This window comes from Mucilaginibacter sp. P1_A3, from assembly GCF_056406855.1.
Genome location: NZ_JBFTZJ010000012.1, coordinates 54,248 through 73,757, shown reverse-complemented (window position 1 = coordinate 73,757; position 19,510 = coordinate 54,248). Strand labels below are relative to the sequence as shown.

12 protein-coding genes are annotated in these 19,510 nt (G+C 42.6%); 9 read left to right on the top strand and 3 right to left on the bottom strand.

The window, feature by feature from the left end; genetic code table 11:
* Positions 1–252: 252 nt before the first annotated feature.
* A complete protein-coding gene (locus tag AC1D0K_RS24350) occupies positions 253–2,529 on the top strand; it encodes a histidine kinase dimerization/phosphoacceptor domain -containing protein (protein ID WP_477391360.1) in 2,277 nt (758 codons plus the stop codon).
* 285 nt (positions 2,530–2,814) lie between these two features.
* On the opposite strand, the gene AC1D0K_RS24345 is transcribed toward AC1D0K_RS24350, so the two are convergent.
* A complete protein-coding gene (locus AC1D0K_RS24345) occupies positions 2,815–3,405 on the bottom strand; it encodes a TetR/AcrR family transcriptional regulator (RefSeq protein WP_295715161.1) in 591 nt (196 codons plus the stop codon).
* A 292-nt stretch (positions 3,406–3,697) separates the two neighbouring features.
* Between AC1D0K_RS24345 and AC1D0K_RS24340 the strand changes: the two genes are divergently transcribed.
* The 8 genes from AC1D0K_RS24340 (at position 3,698) to AC1D0K_RS24305 (ending at position 13,750) form a co-directional block, all read left to right on the top strand.
* The gene (locus tag AC1D0K_RS24340; protein ID WP_477391359.1) at positions 3,698–4,756 is read left to right on the top strand and encodes an efflux RND transporter periplasmic adaptor subunit; all 1,059 of its coding nucleotides are present in this window, start codon (positions 3,698–3,700) and stop codon (positions 4,754–4,756) included.
* Positions 4,757–4,765: 9 nt separating this feature from the next.
* Positions 4,766–7,873 (top strand): efflux RND transporter permease subunit, encoded by a 3,108-nt coding sequence (locus tag AC1D0K_RS24335; RefSeq protein WP_477391358.1) that lies wholly within the window; start codon positions 4,766–4,768, stop codon positions 7,871–7,873.
* A 10-nt stretch (positions 7,874–7,883) separates the two neighbouring features.
* Entirely contained in the window at positions 7,884–9,176 is a 1,293-nt protein-coding gene (locus AC1D0K_RS24330; RefSeq protein WP_477391357.1) for a TolC family protein, read from the top strand.
* A 59-nt stretch (positions 9,177–9,235) separates the two neighbouring features.
* The gene (locus tag AC1D0K_RS24325) at positions 9,236–9,820 is read left to right on the top strand and encodes a TetR/AcrR family transcriptional regulator (RefSeq protein ID WP_477391356.1); all 585 of its coding nucleotides are present in this window, start codon (positions 9,236–9,238) and stop codon (positions 9,818–9,820) included.
* Between the two features lie 175 nt (positions 9,821–9,995).
* A complete protein-coding gene (locus AC1D0K_RS24320; RefSeq protein WP_295715151.1) occupies positions 9,996–10,586 on the top strand; it encodes a TetR/AcrR family transcriptional regulator in 591 nt (196 codons plus the stop codon).
* Between the two features lie 214 nt (positions 10,587–10,800).
* Complete coding sequence (locus AC1D0K_RS24315) at positions 10,801–11,901, top strand: alkene reductase (protein WP_477391355.1); 1,101 nt, start codon at positions 10,801–10,803, stop codon at positions 11,899–11,901.
* A 45-nt stretch (positions 11,902–11,946) separates the two neighbouring features.
* Positions 11,947–12,714: an SDR family oxidoreductase gene (locus AC1D0K_RS24310; protein WP_477391354.1), complete on the top strand. Its 768-nt coding sequence runs from the start codon at positions 11,947–11,949 to the stop codon at positions 12,712–12,714.
* A 34-nt stretch (positions 12,715–12,748) separates the two neighbouring features.
* Entirely contained in the window at positions 12,749–13,750 is a 1,002-nt protein-coding gene (locus AC1D0K_RS24305; protein WP_477391353.1) for an NADP-dependent oxidoreductase, read from the top strand.
* 422 nt (positions 13,751–14,172) lie between these two features.
* Here AC1D0K_RS24305 and AC1D0K_RS24300 read toward each other — a convergent pair whose 3' ends face one another.
* Together AC1D0K_RS24300 and AC1D0K_RS24295 are read right to left on the bottom strand one after the other, a co-directional pair.
* Complete coding sequence (locus tag AC1D0K_RS24300) at positions 14,173–16,950, bottom strand: alpha-L-rhamnosidase (protein ID WP_477391352.1); 2,778 nt, start codon at positions 16,948–16,950, stop codon at positions 14,173–14,175.
* 28 nt (positions 16,951–16,978) lie between these two features.
* Positions 16,979–19,501: a glycosyl hydrolase gene (locus tag AC1D0K_RS24295; RefSeq protein ID WP_477463112.1), complete on the bottom strand. Its 2,523-nt coding sequence runs from the start codon at positions 19,499–19,501 to the stop codon at positions 16,979–16,981.
* Positions 19,502–19,510: the final 9 nt, after the last annotated feature.

The window sequence follows — 19,510 nt, the reverse complement described above, 5'->3', positions numbered from 1 at the left end:
ATGGACCGAATAAGAAGACTACTAATAGCCATTTTTTTGCAATTATACATATTTACAATGTTCAGAAACCGCCTTATCTTTTGTCAGTATATCATCCCCATTGAGGCTCAACCATTCTCGGGTAATTTACTATTAAGAAAAATTTTAGCTGATCTTAATATTTGTAAAATTTATAGCAATAAGGTATGTATTCAGATCCAGGCGAGCCCAATTTTTGCGGCCAATTGATCGGGGCAATTAACTTTAAAAGTTATGTTGAAAATACTACTCATCTCCTTTGTTTTATTTGCATTATCCTTTCATGCAGTTTGCCAAACCCTCGAGGATGAGTCTACTCAAGATCTATTAGGGAAAATTAGCCTTAGTGAGCCCGATACCATCAAGGTACAGTTACTGCTGGCTTTAAGCAAAAAACTTGTCTTAAGATCCGGTGCAAACAATAATGACATTGATAGTGCGATTATTCTTTTGAAGCAGGCAGAAAAACTAAGTGCCAATTTGGGAAACGTCAAAAGTCAAGGCCGTTGTCTTCTTATAGCTTCGCTAATTGCAAATAAAAAAGGTAAGAATGATATTGGATTAACATTATCGCAAAAGGCTTTGTCGTTATTCACAAAAATAAAGAATTTTAAAGGTGTGGCAGATGCTTACATAATTATTGGTCAACATTATGGCAATACGGAAAGCACTCTGGAACAAAAAATATTTTATTATAAAAAAGCTATTGATGTTTTTCTAAAGTTGAAAGAAAAGGAGCGTGCCGCTACTACACTTATTGATTTGGCAGACCTCCAACAACAACAAGGAAAAGTCGACGAACCGCTTGCAAATCTTAACGCGGCGCTATCAATTTACCAATCTATTGGTTATAAAAAATTACAGGGCCTTTATAGCCTAATGGGAGATAATTATACATTTCAAGGTGATGTGGTGAACGGATTAAAGTATGGTTTACTTGCTGTTGAGACAGCCGAAGAACAGCAGGACAAGACACTACAATTATGCACAATATATAATCGGGTAGCTATAGCCTATTTCAATTTCCAAAATTATACCCGGGCATATCAATATTTAAAGCTGGCGCTTACCATAGCCAGGAAATATCAGGATGAAAATTATATTGATGTGGTTGGCCGTAATATGGCTCAAGCCTTATATTATATGAAAAGGTATTCCGAAGCTCTTTCTTTGTTAAAAAGTATGGCATCCATGGGGTTTTATAAACAACCAGAGAGGCGAATCAACCTTTTTTATGGATTTTTATATATTTATCTTGGTTTTGGGGACTATCAAATGGCCAAAGTTTATGCCAATGAATTGGAAGCTTTGCTATTTAGCAAAGGAAATGTGAAACCTGGCGGCCAGGTAGGATTTATTTTAATTAAATATTATGTGGAAACACACCAATATAGGCGTAGCTATCCGTTAATAAAAGAATATTACAACCAATCAAAACAAGCAAACTTTTGGCTTGGGATGAGTAGAGCACAACTACTGTGGTTTAAAGCAGATTCTGGCCTTAGTAAATATTATAGTGCGATAAAGCATCACCAATTATATAAGACCTTCGCAGATTCTAACTTTAATGAACAACGGAATAAACAAACGTCGTTATTACAGGTGCAATTTGAAACTCAGAAAAAGAACAATGCGTTGCTGTTACAAATGAAAAATATTGATTTGCTGAAAAAGCAATCGCAATTGCGGCAAATTCAGTTTCAACAAGCACAGCTAAGCCGTAACTGGACAATAATCGGATCTCTGTTGTTGTTATTATTATTAGGCCTTGTTTACAGCCGTTACCGGCTAAAAGAAAGAAACAATGTACAATTACAAATTAAACAATCTGAAATTCAATTCCAGAATAAACTATTGGAGAACCTTGTAATAGAAAAGGATTGGTTATTGAAAGAGGTGCACCACCGTGTAAAGAATAATTTGCAAATAGTAATGAGCCTACTGAATACCCAATCTGCTTACTTGAAAAACCTTGACGCGCTTGAAGCTATTCGAGAAAGTCAGAACAGGGTACAGACAATTTCATTGATCCATCAAAAATTATATAGTGGTAGTAATGTGGCCAGTATTGATATGGCTGCTTACGTTTCTGACCTTATAAAATATCTTGGAGATGTTTTCAATGTTAATGCCCGCAGGATCCGTTTTGAGCAACTAGTTGACGCTATGGAAATAGACTTAGCGCAGGCTGTTCCAATCGGACTCATTTTGAACGAAGCTATAACGAACGCTATAAAATATGCGTTTAGCAAAGTAGGCGGCAAAATAATTGTAGCACTCCAATCTATCGGGAATAATTCTGTTGTACTTACCGTATCAGACAATGGTAAGGGATTACCAAAAGATTTTGATGCCAAATTAGCCAGCTCTTTAGGTATGGAAATTATGAAGGCATTGAGTAAGCAGTTGGACGGAAATTTTCAAATAAAAAGTGAACTTGGTGCTACCGTCACGATAGTTTTTCAGTTGCAGAATGTTCTTTCTGCTAATACAGTGTCCCGCTTCCCTTAAGTTTTTAACGTGGGCATAAAGCAATCCGATGTTTTCAATGAATCCATATCAACTGAGAAACAGCATTGTTTGAGCACTAAAAAACGCTTGAAAAAAGGCAGCAAGTTCCGTTTTAGTTATTTTTATGTTCGGGGTTAAGGGCGGATTTATAATACCCCTAAATGGGTTTGATAACTAATGCCTTATGAGTGGGATGATTGCTTACGCGCTGTAATATATCAAGTTCGGGCAAAGCGATATTGACTAAATAAATTAGACCTGATTATCCGGTTAAAACTAAACCAATTACATAAGGCCTTTATGCATTATCTGCGCCAGCCAGGTTATTTTGCTTTCAAATTGCGGAAACTTTCCAAAAAGAATAATTTCCTGATCAAAGCACTTGAAAACGCTTTGTAAGGTTTCCGCCAAAAACTGGCTGTCTTCCTCATTTAGCTCCGCTATTTCTTTGTTTTCCAATGCCCAGCTGATCATGAGTTTCACCACCAGAATCTCCTCTTCAGACATAATGCGGGACTGCATGATCAACAGCGATGGATCCTGCCTCATATCTTCTATAACCAGCTTATATTTTAAAACGACTTCACGCAGGCGTTTGATCTTTACCTCGTTAAATGATTCTATATTGGCTGAAAAAGAACGTCGTTTGCTTATCGTGGCTTTGCTTTCCTCCAGACATTGGGAAAATATTTTGTGACATAAAGCGTCAAGTACCTCTGTTTTATTCTTAAAATAATGATAAAGCGTACTTCGCCCTTTTTTGCATTCATTTGATATATCCTGCATAGATACCCTTACAAAGCCGTAACGCTCAAACACCGCGTCCGCTGCCGCGATGATCTCTTCCCTTATGCTATCGTTTTGATCTGATTTCATGATTCGACAAAAATACAATTTTTGTTTGTGGCTTTTTTGCCAATTATAAGCTTAGCTGAATATGCGAATTATTAATATGACACAATTATTAAAAACATCATAAAAACAAATAACGTATATTTGTCGAAGGTATTTGAACTTGCTATTTAATCAGATACGATTTCAAAATAAGAGTAAAAGTTAAATATTAAGTTCATTTTTAATTTTTTATAGCTCAGTACAATCAGTTTAGGGATTAATAAACAATGAAATAACAATCGACATAAATACAAATAATGTTCAATTTAATTATATGAAAATCAAACTTACACTTGCAGGAGCGATGATGGCCGCTATCTGGATTTCCGGCTGCTCAGGTAAAAAAGAGCAAAAGAACGGGCCGGACACTTTAGCAGTAAACGTATTCAATTTGAGTGCGGATTCCATGTCAACCGGCGACCGGATCATTTACGACGGAACTCTTGAAGCTGAAAAGACAATTGATTTAAGTTTTCAGGTTTCCGGAACTATCCTGTCATTCCCGGTGCTAACCGGCGATTACGTTAAAAAAGGACAACTGGTAGGTGCTGTAGATGAAACGGTATACCGCAACCAGTATAATGCGCAGCTGGCTCAGGCTAAACTTGCCGAAGAAAATTACACCCGTATCAACGATGTATTTAAAAAAGGCAGCATTTCCGAAATAAAAATGCTGGAGGCTAAATCAAATTATGAACAGGCAACTTCCGCTGCCCGCGCAACTTACCAGAATATAGCCCATACACACCTTTATGCACCGGTAAGCGGGTATATTGGTGAAAAGAAAGCTGAAGCAGGTGCCGTAGCTAACCCTGGGCAGTCGGTTTTGCAGTTGCTGGATACCCGTTCGGTGAAGGTGCTGGTTGCAGTGCCCGAAAGTGAAATCAACCACTATAAAGCAGGAACTCCGGCTACGGTAAAAATTGATGCCTTAGGGAATCAGCCTTTGCAGGGCAAGGTATCTGAAGTTGGCGTTTTAGCGCTTAATGGCAGCGCTAATTATAACCTTAAAATATCGCTGGCCAATAACGATATGAAGTTAAGACCGGGCATGCTTTGTAAAGTGATATTTAACAAAACTGCCGGCATTGTCTCCTCCTCTAATATTAAAGAAGTTATTGTACCCGTACAGGCTGTGCAGGTAGATGATAAAGGGACTAACTTCTTATTTATCATGAACGCTCAAAATAAAGCAGTGCGGAAAGATGTAATTACCGGTCAGCTTTACAGTAATGGTATTGCCATCCAATCCGGACTTGCCGGAAATGAGCAGGTGATCACCTCCGGTTATCAGAAACTTGCCGATCAAACCCCTGTAATTGTCAGTAAATAAGCCCATATCATGAAAAAGAACTCAAATTTAATTGAATGGGCAATGGAGTACCATGTATTCCCGCTTGCGCTTTCGGCCATACTCGTACTGCTTGGTTTATCCGGGCTTTTCAATATGCCACGAAACGAATTTCCGGATTTCACCATCAGGCAGGGCCTTATCGTAGGGCAATACCCCGGCGCTTCATCAAAACAGGTAGAAGAGCAGCTGACAAAAAAAGTAGAAGAATACCTTTTTAGTAATAACGAAGTTAACAAGAAAAAAACTTACTCCTTTTCGCGGGATGGCGTAATGTACATCTTTGTGGAGGTCGCGGATAACCAAAATGCTATCCAAACTAAAGTGTTTTGGAACAAAATCAAAAACGGGATGCTGATCCTGCAAAGCCAGCTTCCTAAAGAAGTTAAAGGCTTTTATATCGATAGTGATTTCGGTAATACCTCTGCCATGCTTTTGTCTGTAGAATCCAAGACACGGCCCTATAAAGAACTGCTCCGTAATGTAGAAGACATAGAGGCAGAACTGAGGCAGGTACAGGATGTTGCCAAGATATCCCATACCGGCAACCTGAACGAGCAGATCACCGTTTATGTAGATAATAATAAACTGCTGCAAAAAGGGATATCGGTCAATAATGTGATGCAGGTACTGCAAAATGAAGGCGCTATTAACGCCACCGGTAAAGTAGAAGGAAAGGTGGTAGATGAGCCTATTCATTTAAGCACCTACTATAAAACCGAAGCCGAACTTGCCGAACAGATCATCCGGCAGGACGCTAACGGCAATTCGGTGCGTCTTCGCGATGTAGCTAGCCTGAAACGTGAATATGACGAGCCGGACAGCTATGTAACATCAAACGGTACCAAATCTATCGTGATATCGCTGGAAATGATCACCGGCAAAAACATTGTGCAGTTTGGTAAAGAACTGGAAGAACATATCGAAAAAGTAAAGCAGCACCTGCCGCCCGATATTCAATTGGTAAAACTGGCCGATCAGCCGGAGGTGGTGGATGATTCGATCAGCCACTTTATGAAAGAGTTTGCTTTTGCGCTTATCGGCGTGGTGTGCGTTGCCTTACTCTTGCTTCCTTTCAGGGTTGCCGCGGTTGCAGCCGCAACTATACCGATTACCATAGCCGCAACGCTGGGTATTATGTATATGACCGGTATAGAACTGGACACCGTTACGCTTGCAGCGTTGATTGTGGTACTGGGGATTGTGGTTGACGACCCTATTGTTGTAATTGATAACCACGTAGAAAAGCTGGACCACGGCATGTCCGTTTGGGATGCCGCCATTAGCAGCGCCAAGGAATTGTTTCCATCAGTGTTTACTGCTACGCTGGCCATATCAGCAACCTTTGTACCACTGGCATTTTTTATGACCGGTACGGCAAAAGATTTTATCCGCCTGTTCCCGGTAACGATCATGATCGCTTTGACACTGTCGCTGATCATCTCCATGATGGTGGTGCCGTTTTTCAATACGCTGTTCATCAAAAAAGGCTTGCTGCATAATAAGGCGGATGAAAAAAGATCTTTCCTGGATCGATTACAGGATTTCTTTAATAACCATATCGGCAATTCCATGAAACACTACAAGCTAACCGTATTTTTTGCGGTGCTGTCAGTAGTGATCGGCATAGGGATTATGGGAGTACTGCCGCAACAGTTGTTTCCTAAAGTAGAGCGAAACCAATTTGCAATGGAGATCTACCTGCCATCGGGCTACAGGCTTTCGCAAACGGATAGCGTGGTGAAGGGAATGGAAAAGATATTAAAGCAGGATAAACGTATTCTTAATTATACCAGCTTTATCGGCAGTAGTTCACCGCGTTTCCACTCGGTATATGCTCCAAATCTTCCATCAAAAAATTATGCGCAGATCCTGATCAAAACAGTATCTGAAGACGCAACCGCAGAGGTAATTGTTGACTATCAGCATAAATACAGTAACCTGTTTCCGGCTGCTTATGTTCGGATGAAACAATTAAACATGATCAATGCGCTGGCACCTATCGAGGTAAGGATTAGCGGAAATGATATTCCAGCCTTAAAACAGGTAGCTAACCAGGTTTTAGCCATTGGTAAAACGCATAAACAGGTTACCTGGGCCCGGACAGATTATAACGAGATCCAGCCAACCCTTAAAATAGATGTAAAAACAGCGGAAGCTGCACGGCTTGGATTAAGCAAGAGTGATATCGCCAACGCAGTAGCCATGCATTCAGAAGGGATTACAGCCACACAAGTTTGGGAAAACAATTACGCCATAGATGTAAAGATCAAATCGCCTAAAGCGTCCCGGAGTGACCTTTCAGCCCTGCGTGACCTGAATATCGTAGCCCCACAAACTAAATCCCTGATCCCTTTAAGGCAGGTTGCAGACGTAAACCCGGAGTGGAATGATGGCCAGATTGCCCGCAGAAACAGTGTACGTACGCTGACAGTACGTATGGACGTAACCCAGGAAGCTGTTGCCAATGCCGTATTGCTGGAACTGCAACCGGCCATCGAAAAAATAAAACTTCCCGCCGGCGTTGAACTGCGTTACGGGGGCGAACTGGAATTGCAGGGAGAGAACCAAGGCCCAATGGGTACCGCGCTTGGTGTAAGTATCGTATTGATATTCCTGATCTTATTATGGCACTTTAAACACCTTAAACATGCCCTATTGAGTATTACTACTATGCCATTAAGCTTATTGGGTGCCTCTTTTGGCCTTTTTATTATGGGCTATCCCTTTGGCTTTACGTCATTCCTCGGTTTACTTGCGCTCTGCGGAATTGTAGTTCGTAATGGTATCATCCTGATAGATTTTGCGGAAGAACTACGATTACATGAGGGTAAATCTGTTTTTGAAGCTGCAAAACTTTCTGCCGAACGCAGGATGCGGCCAATCTTTTTAACCTCTTCGGCAGCGGCTGTGGGTGTAATACCGATGGTGATCAGCAGGTCGTCCTTATGGGGGCCGCTGGGTACTGTGATCTGTTTCGGGTTACTGTTATCCATGTTGCTGACTCTATTCGTGCTGCCAACGCTATACTGGCTGTTCTTCCGCAAGGAGGATCAAAAGCATCCTGAAAGCAAAACACCGGAACTTGTAACTGCATAAGCTCATTATCATGAAAACATTCCTATTATCAATATTCACTTTTACATGTCTGCAGGCTGGTGCCCAGCAGCATATCATATCCCTGCAGGAAAGTAAACAGGCTGCCATAGCCTACAGTTACGCTTTAAAAAATGGTGAGCTGAGGATAAGCTCTGCAAAAACCGATGTAGCTGCAGCCAAGTCAGATTATCTCCCATCGGTCAGCGCAACCGGGGTGGGTTTATTCGGGTTTAAAGACTTCATATCGGCCGCGCCGCCATTATTGGAAAAAGGTATCAATAACTTTTACCTGTTTGGCGTAACCGGTACGGAGTCCCTGTATGCTGGCGGCAAAATTAAAACGGGGAACCAGTTAGCTGCACTGCAGCTACAGGTCAGCCAGATCAGGAAAAAACAATCAGCAGATTCTGTAATATTGCTTACCGAGCAGAAATACTGGAACCTGGTAAACATACAGGAACAACAGAAAACCATACAGGTCAATGAAGCATTGCTTAACGCGGTACTAAAAACGCAGAAAGATATGCTGGCATCCGGGTTGATTGCCCGGAACGATCTGCTCAAAGTAAAAGTTCAGCTTAGCCAGTTGCTGGTTAATAAAAGCAAGCTGCAGAATGGCCGCCGGGTGGCCCTGCTGGATTTTTCTATGTACACCGGCATTGCCTTTGATTCACTCATGGTGATGCAGGACACCCTTAATAAAAACGGCACCCCTGTATTGCCTACCTTGCAGCCCGATACCAACCTGGCCCGCAATGCCAATTATCAGTTATTGACCAAACGCATAGTGGGTGAAAAACTACAGACCCGGTTAGCGGGTGCCGACAACCTGCCGAGCCTGGCAGTCGGTTTAAGTGCATCGCAGACGGGATCGATCAACAGCGGGATCGGGAGTAATTTTGCACCCGCCAGTTTTGTCACTTTAAGTATTCCCATCTCCAGCGGTTTATGGGGCCGGGGTAAGCAAAAGATGCAGAAGCAAAGGATCAATGAGCAAATAGCTCAAAATGATTTCCGGGATGGACAAAACCAGCTGAGAGTGGGCATAATACGCTATTGGTATGATATGCAGGACCAGCTTACGCAGATCAGCTATGCAAAAGACAACCTGGAACAGGCTACCGAAAATCTGAAAGTTAACCAGGATAATTACAAGGCTGGTTTGGCCACCATTTCTGAGGTACTGGATGCTCAGACTGCTTACCAGCAGGCATCAAGCACGGTTGCTACCGCATTTGCTGATTTTTATGTAAGGTCAGCGGTATATAATTATGTTACTGCGAAAACAGAAAATCAGCCCTGAAGCCAGTTTAAGAAACAGTGTCCTTGAAGCGTTAGCCGTCAACAACTAAAGCAACCGGAATGGAAGATAAAAGAAAACGTCTGATTGATATTGCTATTGAGCTTTTTATCAACCATGGTATCATCAGTGTAACGATGGATGAACTGGCAAGTACTGCCGGTATGTCAAAGAAAACCGTTTACCAATGTTTTGCCAATAAGGGAATCCTTGTCGAAGCTGTTGTTGACCAGCTGATAGGACAATCTAAAAATATCATCAGCTCAAATACCGACGCCTCGGATGACCCCGTGCAGGAGTTGGTTCTTCAGCAAGGTCTTTTTAAACATTTGATCGTCTTACGGTACCTTTTTAACGACATGATGTTGAAAAGGTACCCGAGGGCTATGAAAGCGTTCCATGAATTTAAAATCAATCACCTGAAGACGGTTATTGAATCAAATTTATCAAATGGCATTGCAGTGGGATTGTACCGGACTGGTCTGGATGTGCCGGCCACTGCGGGCATCTATATATCGGTAGTAGACTTTTACCTGTTTAATAATACTGTAAGGACTCCGGCTGATATATTTGAAGCGCTCCAGTTATTTATAAACGGCATAATTACCAATGACGGGCGTCGTGTTCTCGCAAATTATAATAAGTAAAAGCAAACGGCTCGGTTTATAACCTGTTGTTAAGCAGATTATTCAGGTAGCGCGACTTCAGTTAATTTTCAGGACCACCATGATTGTCATCCTCCTATCATAAAGAATATAATATACTAAAAAGTTTTTTTAATTAAACTTTTTAGTATATTTTAGTATTGTAAAATTTATTGACATGCTTACTAAAGCCGAAAGAACAAAGCAATTCATCCTGGAAACAGCAGCCCCTATCTTTAATCAGAAAGGAATATCCGGCGCTAATATAGACGACGTGCTTGCTGCCACAAAATTGACTAAAGGATGCCTTTACGGTCATTTTGAAGGAAAAGAAGACCTTGCCTTACAGGTAGTTGATTTCATGCTGAACACTAACGGCGAGAAAATGTTGTTAACTATCAGCAAGGGTAAAACAGCGAAGGCTAAGGTATTTGCTTTTCTCGATTTTTATAAAGATCCCTTGAATACTTACCTTAAAGGCGGATGTCCTGTATTTAACATTGCGGTGGAATCTGATGATAACTTTCCGGCTATTAAAGAAAAAATAGCTGGAGTCATCCGACATGGACAGGAATTGTTTGTGAGTATTTTAAACCAGGGTATTGCCGTCGGTGAATTTTCTGACCAGCTTGATCCGGCTGTTTATGCGTTCAAAGCGGTGTCGGCAGTTGAGGGAGCAGTTGTGATGTGCAGGGCGATGAATACGGCAAAGCCGATGGCCGGTTTGCTCAGGAGCCTGAAAGCGGAGTTAGAAAGTTATGCGATATAATTTTTTTTAATATAAAATATACTAAAAGGTTTTTTTTGTAAACACGGGAGCTATTTTTCGACAGCGTACTCAGTCCGCTTCCGCAGACATTATTTAGTAAAGACGACAAGCAATCAGAACGATAAAAAATATACTAAAAGGTATAAAATAACAATTAAACAACGATGAACCAGGGCTGCAAACCTGCTTCCTGGTACTATTTAAAAGCAAAACAATGAATGATCAAATAATTTTCGAGCCATATAATTTAAATGGCCTTTCTCTGAGCAACCGCATGGTAATGGCACCGATGACCCGCAGCCGTTCGGCTAATCCGGGCAATGTGGCTACAGAACTGACGGCACTCTATTATCAGCAGCGCGCTTCGGCCGGCCTGATCATCACTGAGGGAACTTATGTAAGCCGTGAAGCTGTAGGGTACCTTAATGTACCCGGAATTTATACAGCAGAACAGGTTGAAGGCTGGAAACTGGTTACAGGTGCGGTGCATCAGCAGGGCGGGAAGATTTTCGCCCAATTATGGCATGTGGGACGATTATCACATCCCGATCTGCTTGACGGCGAGCTTCCGCTGGCGCCATCAGCACTCAATCCCCTGGCCCAGGCTTTCACGCCCGAAGGGTTTAAGGACACGGTAGATGCCAGGGCGATGACACCGGTGCAAATCAAAAAGACCATTCATGATTTTAAACAGGCTGCTGCAAACGCCGTGGAGGCGGGTTTCGACGGTGTTGAACTGCATGCAGCCAATGGTTACCTGCTGCACCAGTTTTTCAATCTTTATTCCAATAAACGCCAGGATCACTACGGCGGCTCTATCAAGAATCGTGCGCGCATATTATTCGACATCCTGGATGAACTGCACACGGTGATGGACATAAGGAAAGTAGGCGTAAGATTAAACCCTTCTCTTCACGGTATCCAGGGTATGATGCTCGACGAGGAAACCGTGGCTGTGCACGATTACATCGTTGCCAAATTGAATGAATACGACCTGGCTTACCTGCACCTGATCGAACCTTTTACCGATGTATCGGGCAATCCTTGGGCTATTGAAGAAGTCGCCAAACGTTACCGCCCGCTTTATGACGGCACTATTATCATTAACCGCGGATTTAACAAGATTACAGCCAGCCAGGTATTGAAAGACGGTGATGCCGACTTGGTATCATTTGGGGTTCCCTTTATTGCCAACCCTGATCTTGTTGATCGCTTTAAAGCAAACGCGCCGCTCAGCCAAGCCGACCCGTCGACTTTCTATACGCCGGGAGAAAAAGGTTATACGGATTATCCAACGCTAGTTCAATTATCATAGTCAGCAAAAACGATAATAAATAGAATTAACAAAAGAAATAAAACCATGCAATTAAAAGGAAAAACGGTATTGATCACAGGTGGTGCATCAGGTATCGGGCTGGAAGCAGCAAAACAATTTTTAGCCAATGGCGCAAAGGTTATCATCACCGGCAGAAACCAGGAAAAGTTAAATGAAGCAAAGAAACTGTATCCTGCTATCACGGCCATTAAAAGTGATGTGTCGGATGCGGGTGACGCCCAAAAGCTTTTAACCCAGGTACAGCAACTGGGCGGTATAGACATTTTATATAATAACGCAGGAGTGTTAACTGCCCCTATCAACCTGGGAATAGCAGATGATCAGCATATTGAAGACGCGGCGTATGAAATGAACGTCAATTACCTGGGGGTGATTCGGCTTAATAACCTTTTCCTCGATATGCTGAAATCAAGGGCGGAAGGCGCCATTATCAACACAACTTCCATACTTAGTTATGTTCCATCATTACTGGAAGCAACTTACTCAGCTTCTAAAGTAGCATTGCGGTTTTACACAGAAACATTGAGAAAGCACCTGCAAATTATAAACAGTAACCTGAAAGTATTTGAACTTTTACCTCCTGTTGTGGCTACAGAAATGACGGCTGAGAGGAACGGCAAAAAAATGACTACAGAAGGTTTGGTAAAAGCGCTTATTGCAGGTATCAAGAAGGATCAGTTTACCATCCGTGTAGGTGATACAAAAGCATTGTTTATCGTCAACCGGCTTTTTCCAGGAATTGCTTTTGGTTTGGTTAATCCCAAGAAAAGTTACGTGCTATTACAATCGTAGAAACCATTCTCATCAAACATATAAAAATAAAAAAATGAAAGCATTCATTATAGACAAGTACAAAAGCAAGAATGGCGGACGCATCGGGCAAATGCCTGTACCGGAACCACAGGCAGATGAAGTATTGGTGGAAGTACACGCTGCCGGTATCAACCTTCTGGATTCCAAAATCAGCAACGGGGAGTTCAAACTCATTTTACCGTATAAAACCCCGTTTGTTTTGGGCCATGATGTGGCAGGTGTTGTGACCAAGGTTGGGGCCCGGGTGCAACAATTTAAAGTTGGGGACGAGGTTTATGCGCGACCGGCAGATCATCGGATTGGAACTTTTGCGGATTTTATTGCTGTTAAGGAAGCTGATTTAGCGCTTAAGCCGAAAAGGCTGAGCATGGAAGAAGCCGCATCCATCCCGCTGGTGGGCCTGACCGCCTGGCAGGCACTGATCGAAAAAGGGAACCTGAAAAAAGGTCAAAAAGTATTCATCCAGGCAGGCTCCGGTGGCGTGGGCACATTTGCCATTCAACTGGCGAAACATTTGGGTGCTACCGTAGCTACCACCACAAGTGGAGCTAACACCGAGCTGGTTAAAAGCCTCGGAGCAGATGTGGTTATCGACTATAAGAAAGATGACTTTGAGAAAGTGCTGCATGGGTACGACCTGGTTTTGAATAGTCAGGATGGAAAGACGCTCGAAAAATCGTTGCGTGTATTAAAACCGGGTGGAAAACTCATCTCGATCTCCGGACCGCCTGATCGGGACTTTGCAGAAGAAATCGGGGCCCCCTGGTACGTAAAATTAATCATGCGCCTTTTGAGCGCTGGAGTAAGAAAAAAAGCCAAACAGCTTAATGTGGGCTTTTCCTTTCTGTTCATGAAGGCAAGCGGGGCCCAGCTAAAGGAGATCACTTCTCTTATAAATTCCGGTACTATCATACCTGTTCTAGATAAAGTTTTTCCGTTCGAATCGATCCAAGAAGCAATCACTTATGTTGAAAGCGGACGGGCCAAAGGAAAAGTCGTTATTAAAATTAAATAAAGTTGCCGCTTGTTCAACACAATGTTTTAAACCCAGAGGTGAAATATACAGATGTACCCTTTAAACTAAAGGGTACTAAGCTGAATATCAGGGGATACGTTGGTATGTGTTTATTGGGCCGGACAAGTGCCTGGGAAAGGGCAAAGTAATGCAATAGCGACAATGTATGCTTTACCAGCGATGAGAAATCAACTGATGCATTAACAGGTAGTGTGCTCAAACGTTTAATTACAGCGCCTCAGCATTTTGCCGCTCCTTCATAATGCAACAACCTCAACGCTTATACAGGAGAAAGATAAAGGGCTATCAGCAATCTTTGCTGCGACCTGGTTTAAATTGATACTATGACAAAATCGTAGAACGTGTTATACGCAAAGGTGTTACGAGCGTCTTGTTTTTCCTGCAATACCCTTTTCATTTTGCTATTTATCAATTACGGAAAAGGAGTAATTGCCGGATCCCACTTCAATGAGCGCTTTGCCATTTTCAAATCGTAAAAGCTTTATATTTTTATTGGTGCTTATGCGTTTACCACTTTCCCTGATTAAACTATTTTTTTTAGCCGGTAAATAAATAATTGCGCTGGCATTAACCGGGATAGTTGTGTTCATATAAAACGTAGCGGCTGTTTTTTTCCATTCGTTACTAATATTACCATACGGGGATTGATAATTTACTTTCACCTCGTCTACATCACCTACCGGCTCGGGGCGAATGATGATATGGCGGAAACCTATTGATCCGGTATCTGCCCTGACGCCCCCAAGGCCACTGTAAAACCATTCCATTAAATGGCCCAACATAAAATGGTTATTGCTGGATATGCGGTTTCCTTGCCATGATTCGGTAAGCGATGTTGCTCCCTGCGCAATCTGGTAGCCATAACCCGGCACATCTGATCGGTTATTCATATCAAATATCACATCGGATCGGCCCGCATCATCCAATACCCTTAATAAATAGCGGTAACCAATATCGCCCGCTGTAATTCCGTTGTTGTGGTTACGAATATCCTGTACAATGTTGGCCACCACCTTGTTTTTATACCCGGGCGCAACCAACCCCATATACACCGACATAGCGTTTGCAGCCTGGCTACCTGTACCGTACTGGCTTGTTTGCGGATTAAAAAAGGTTTTGTTGTAAGCCATTTTTACCTCGGTGCCTAAAGCAGCATATCTTTTTTCATCTTCGGGCTTGTTTAGTATCCGGGCAATTTTTGATAGCAGTGTTAAATCATAATAATAAATAGCGGTACTGGTTATTCCTGATGGCGTTAACTGGGACGGCCCCAAATCCCTCGGCCCTATATCATACCAATCGCCAAGACCAAAGTACAGGATATGGCCCTTTGATTTTTTTTCAAGGTAGGTAACATAACGGGTCATCATATCATAACTTTCCTGCAATATTTGTTTATCACCATACCATTGGTAAACATAATAGGGCAAAATAATACCGTTGCTTCCCCATTCCGGCGAATCGCGGAAACCACCACCAAACTGCACAAACTCGGGCGCTATATCTGGTATTAAGCCATCTTTGGTTTGCGCGTTTATCATATCCTTTATCACTTTGCGGCAAAGCGTAGCTATATCATAGTTATAATGTATTGAGCTGCCAACCAGGTGCGCTTCTTCCAGCCAACCAAGCTTTTCCCGGTGAGGGCAATCTGTAAAAACACTGGCTGTATTGCTTTTTATAGCCCAATCAATCAGCTTAAATATTTTATTAAACAATTCATTTGAACAGTTGAATGATCCAATTGTAGCAGCGCTATTGCGGGTATGGAGGCTCTTGATTTCTACAATGGCAGGCAGTTGCGAACTCCCGGCCTGGTCTGCAGGCAGCGCGCCTTCAACCTGAACATAGCGGAAACCATAATACATAAACTGCGGATGCCATGTTTCTGTACCCTGGCCGTTAAGCGTATAATTAAAATAAACAGGGCTTCCAACGGGTGCCTGCATAACCAATCCGTTATCATCCAATAACTCGGCAGGTGTAATTTTTATAACAGCTCCACGCTTGCCTTTTACCGTTATTTGCGGAATGGCCGATGCATTTTGGCCCATATCATATACCCAAACCCCTGGCTTGGGTTGCGTAATTTTTTTAACTGTAAACTGATCAAATATCTTTAACGGTTCCTCTGCCTGTGCTTCAAGTACCGGCGGACCAGATACCACAACCGCTTTTCTATACTGCGTATCATTAAACCCCGTTTTATCCCAACCCTCGCGGTATAAGGTGGCATCGTAATCCTCGCCGCCATAAATGCTCGAAAACGTAACGGGGCCAGGAGCAGTCTTCCAGGTTTCATCACTCACCATATTCTCTGTTGTACCGTCTTTGTATTCAATTAATGTACGGCATATCATTTTGGGATAGCCGTAAGCACCTTTCAGTTTATGATAGCGCTCGCCGGAGATGTAATAAAAACCATTCCCCAGCATCACTCCAAACACGTTATTGCCTTTTACCAGGTTGTTAGTAATATCAAAAGAAACGTATAAAGCATGCTTATCATATTGGGTCCAACCTGGGTCTAAAAAATGGTCGCCAACCTTTTTGCCGTTGATACTCAAATCGAACTGACCAAGGCCGGTAATAAATATAGTCGCCTTTTTAATTTCCTTGTTTACACTAAACTCCTTGCGCATTAAGGGTAAAATATCTTTGCCTTTATTCCACCTGCTGTCATCCGGGTTAGCTATTGCGGGCACAATACGCAATGAATCGGGAATTTTTTCATAGGCTATCCATTTTGCACCCTTCCAGTCATCGGCGGTTAATAAACCCATTTGCCATTCTGAAGGCTTGCTCCAGACCGATGGTTTACCATGATTATCCCAAACCATCAATTTCCAGTAATAAACCTTTGCAGCTGTTAATTTTTTGCCCGAGAAAATAACTTGTATGGATTGATCAGACACCGTCTTCCTGGTGTCCCAAATGTTTCCCTCGTTTTTCTGCAACAGCAATGGATCATCAGCAACCAATATGCGATAGGCAGTTTGTTTAACATTTTGGGCTTTAGATGACAAAAGCCAGCTAAGCTGCGGATTTGGTGTATTGATGCCCATAGGCGCATCCCTGTATTCGCACCGTAAAGCCGATACAGCGACCTGGGCGGATATTTTTAGCGACGCAAATAGCAATAAACCACATACATAAACATTTTTAACACTTCGGCTCATATATTTTATTTATTAAAAAGAATTAAAATTATTCACTGGTAATAGTTACCGGGCCAAGCAATCCCGAGGATATCAACGGCGAGTTTTTATCAAAATAATTCCAGGTTGTAAAACAGTAACGCCCTTTTGATGGCCGGCTTTGGTTATTAAGGAACCAATCCGGGAACTCCTTTAAAAAATGACCTTCGCGGTGGCCGGGCAGCCATTCTGTGTCAGCGGGTTCCTGCTCATCGCCAATGAGGCGGTTGGCCCATACATTGGTAACTTCAATAACAAGTGTATTTCCCTTTGGCTTTAGTAAATTGGCTGGTAGTTTTACACTCCAGGGCGCGGTCCATAAAACACCCAGGTCTTTATTGTTTAAAATAACGCGGGCAAGATGTTTTACCACACCCAGGTCAAGGTATAACGAATCTGTGCTGTTGTTTAAAGGTGCATCAAATGTTTTTTTATAGACAGCTGTACCGCTAAAGTATTTAATACCCTTTTCTGGTTGTTGGGTCCAATCCTGCAACGTTTTAAAAGTCACAGGCTTTGCAGGACCACCCCATTGTTTATCAAACTTAACCTCCCACGGGCCATTTATAGCAAGGGCTTCCTTTCTTGGCAGAAAATTTTCTTTATGGGCTGCAGTATTAGTAACTGCCTTTTTTCTGAATACTATAAAAAAACTTTGTGCTTTATCAAAATCAAGGGGGATTTCTGTGTTAACGCCATCTGCTTTAAAATTCGGCAAATCGCGCATGGTACCTGTTAATGGGTCCCACAACTCGGGCTGCATATCCATCACATTAAAGCTGCAAACGGCTTTGCCCGCATTGCGCGAAACGTTGGCTACAAAATACACATCAACAAGCTTTTGCTTGCGATGAATGTGCTTAACGACTATATTCCCGGTAGATTGACTTACCAAAAAATCATTTGCCGATGGGAGTGCAATTGTACCCCATTGTAATAATGCCTGGCACCGCTGCCAGTATTTGATCATGGCTTTGCCAGGTTCCCACCAGGTTTGAGTACGGTCAAAATGGGTACCCCATTCTCCCATAGTTAGCCCTGGTTTGTATTTGTCATCCCATGGCTGCTGTACAAACCGGTGTATTACCATGCGGTTTACGCCGTCGCAAAAAGCAGCATCGCCCATTGGTTTCAGCCATTCCGGTGTTTCATCCCATTTGCTATCGTGCGGATCGCCGGTGAACGCTTCTGCCTCAATAATATTCTGTCCTGATTTTCTTAACGCAGCCACAGTTGGCTGAAGCTCATAAGGAGAATATCTCCCGCCAAAAGTCCAAAACTCGGTCATTACCCGCTCTACATAAGGCATCACCTCATCCTGCCTCCAGGGGCCGCCATAGGGCTCGCATAAAAATATAAGGTTTGCTTCGCGTAGTTTTTTCGCTATAATGGCGAAGTAAACATCCCTGTACAAATCCTTTACAGTTACATTAAAATCGTTTACAAATAATGATGAATCGCGGCGATCTGTCCCTATGATCCTGCCGGCAAATGTTGGCAGGTACTTAGTAATTTCGTACCCTCTTCTGGCAGCAAACTCCTGGCTCATTTTTGGGGTCCAGGTAGGGTAACCGGCTTCGTAGCTGTCAAAATGAACACTTTTAAATCCTGTACCTATCAGGTCGCCAAGGTGTTTTTTTATTTCGCCCACCACGTGGTCAATATGAAAGGTTACAGCCTCCCGGCTCATTTTATCACATTCAAGTCCGGTCGCTTTCCATTGGGCGGGCTGTATTAACGTGCCGGTTGTAGTATGGCCAAACCTGTATATAATCCATTTTCCGGCTGGCACTTCCCAATTTAATTGACCATCGGGTTGCATTTTACTGGTAAGGTCTATTACTTTATCAGCAGGTACAATGCCGCTAACCGGCAGAGCCAATACAGCTATATCTTTATAGTAGGTACTTCGCGCTGCAATTTTAGGAATTTCAACAAGGCCAGTTTCCTCATTATAAACCGGGTAGGGGGTATGACCTCGTGGGTTTACTTTTGGGCGGGCGAGCTTAATATGATCAGATACTCCACCTGTTACTGTATCTGTTGACCAGCAAATTTCCTGCATCGAGTTTTCCGGAGTTATCCACGGGCCACCGCTTGATTCATAGCCAGGTCCATTAAACATCCCGAAGTCCATTCCAAGCCTTTTTGATTCTTCTGCCGCGTGACGCACCATTTTCCACCAGGGTTCGGTCCACGAAATAATTTCGGGCGTCGGGCTTTTTTTAATTTCTCCTGCCCATGGAGTAGTGGCATCTGCAAGACTAAACATCGTTGTGCTGTTAAATCCTTCTTTTTTCAATGCCTCCAGATCTTTGGTTATACCGGCTTTGCTTAGGTTAGATCCCATCCACATCCATAATACTCCAGGGCTTGCACTTAACGGAGGAGACAAAAATACCTCTGCTGGGTTGGACGATTGCTTTTGGATATTGCCGCCTGTAGTTGGTTTATCCTGCTGTGCTTGGGTGATAGATCCCCAAAAAACAAAAAATACGGACAAAAGGCATTTTAAAGGTTTAAAAAAACTCATGGAATGATT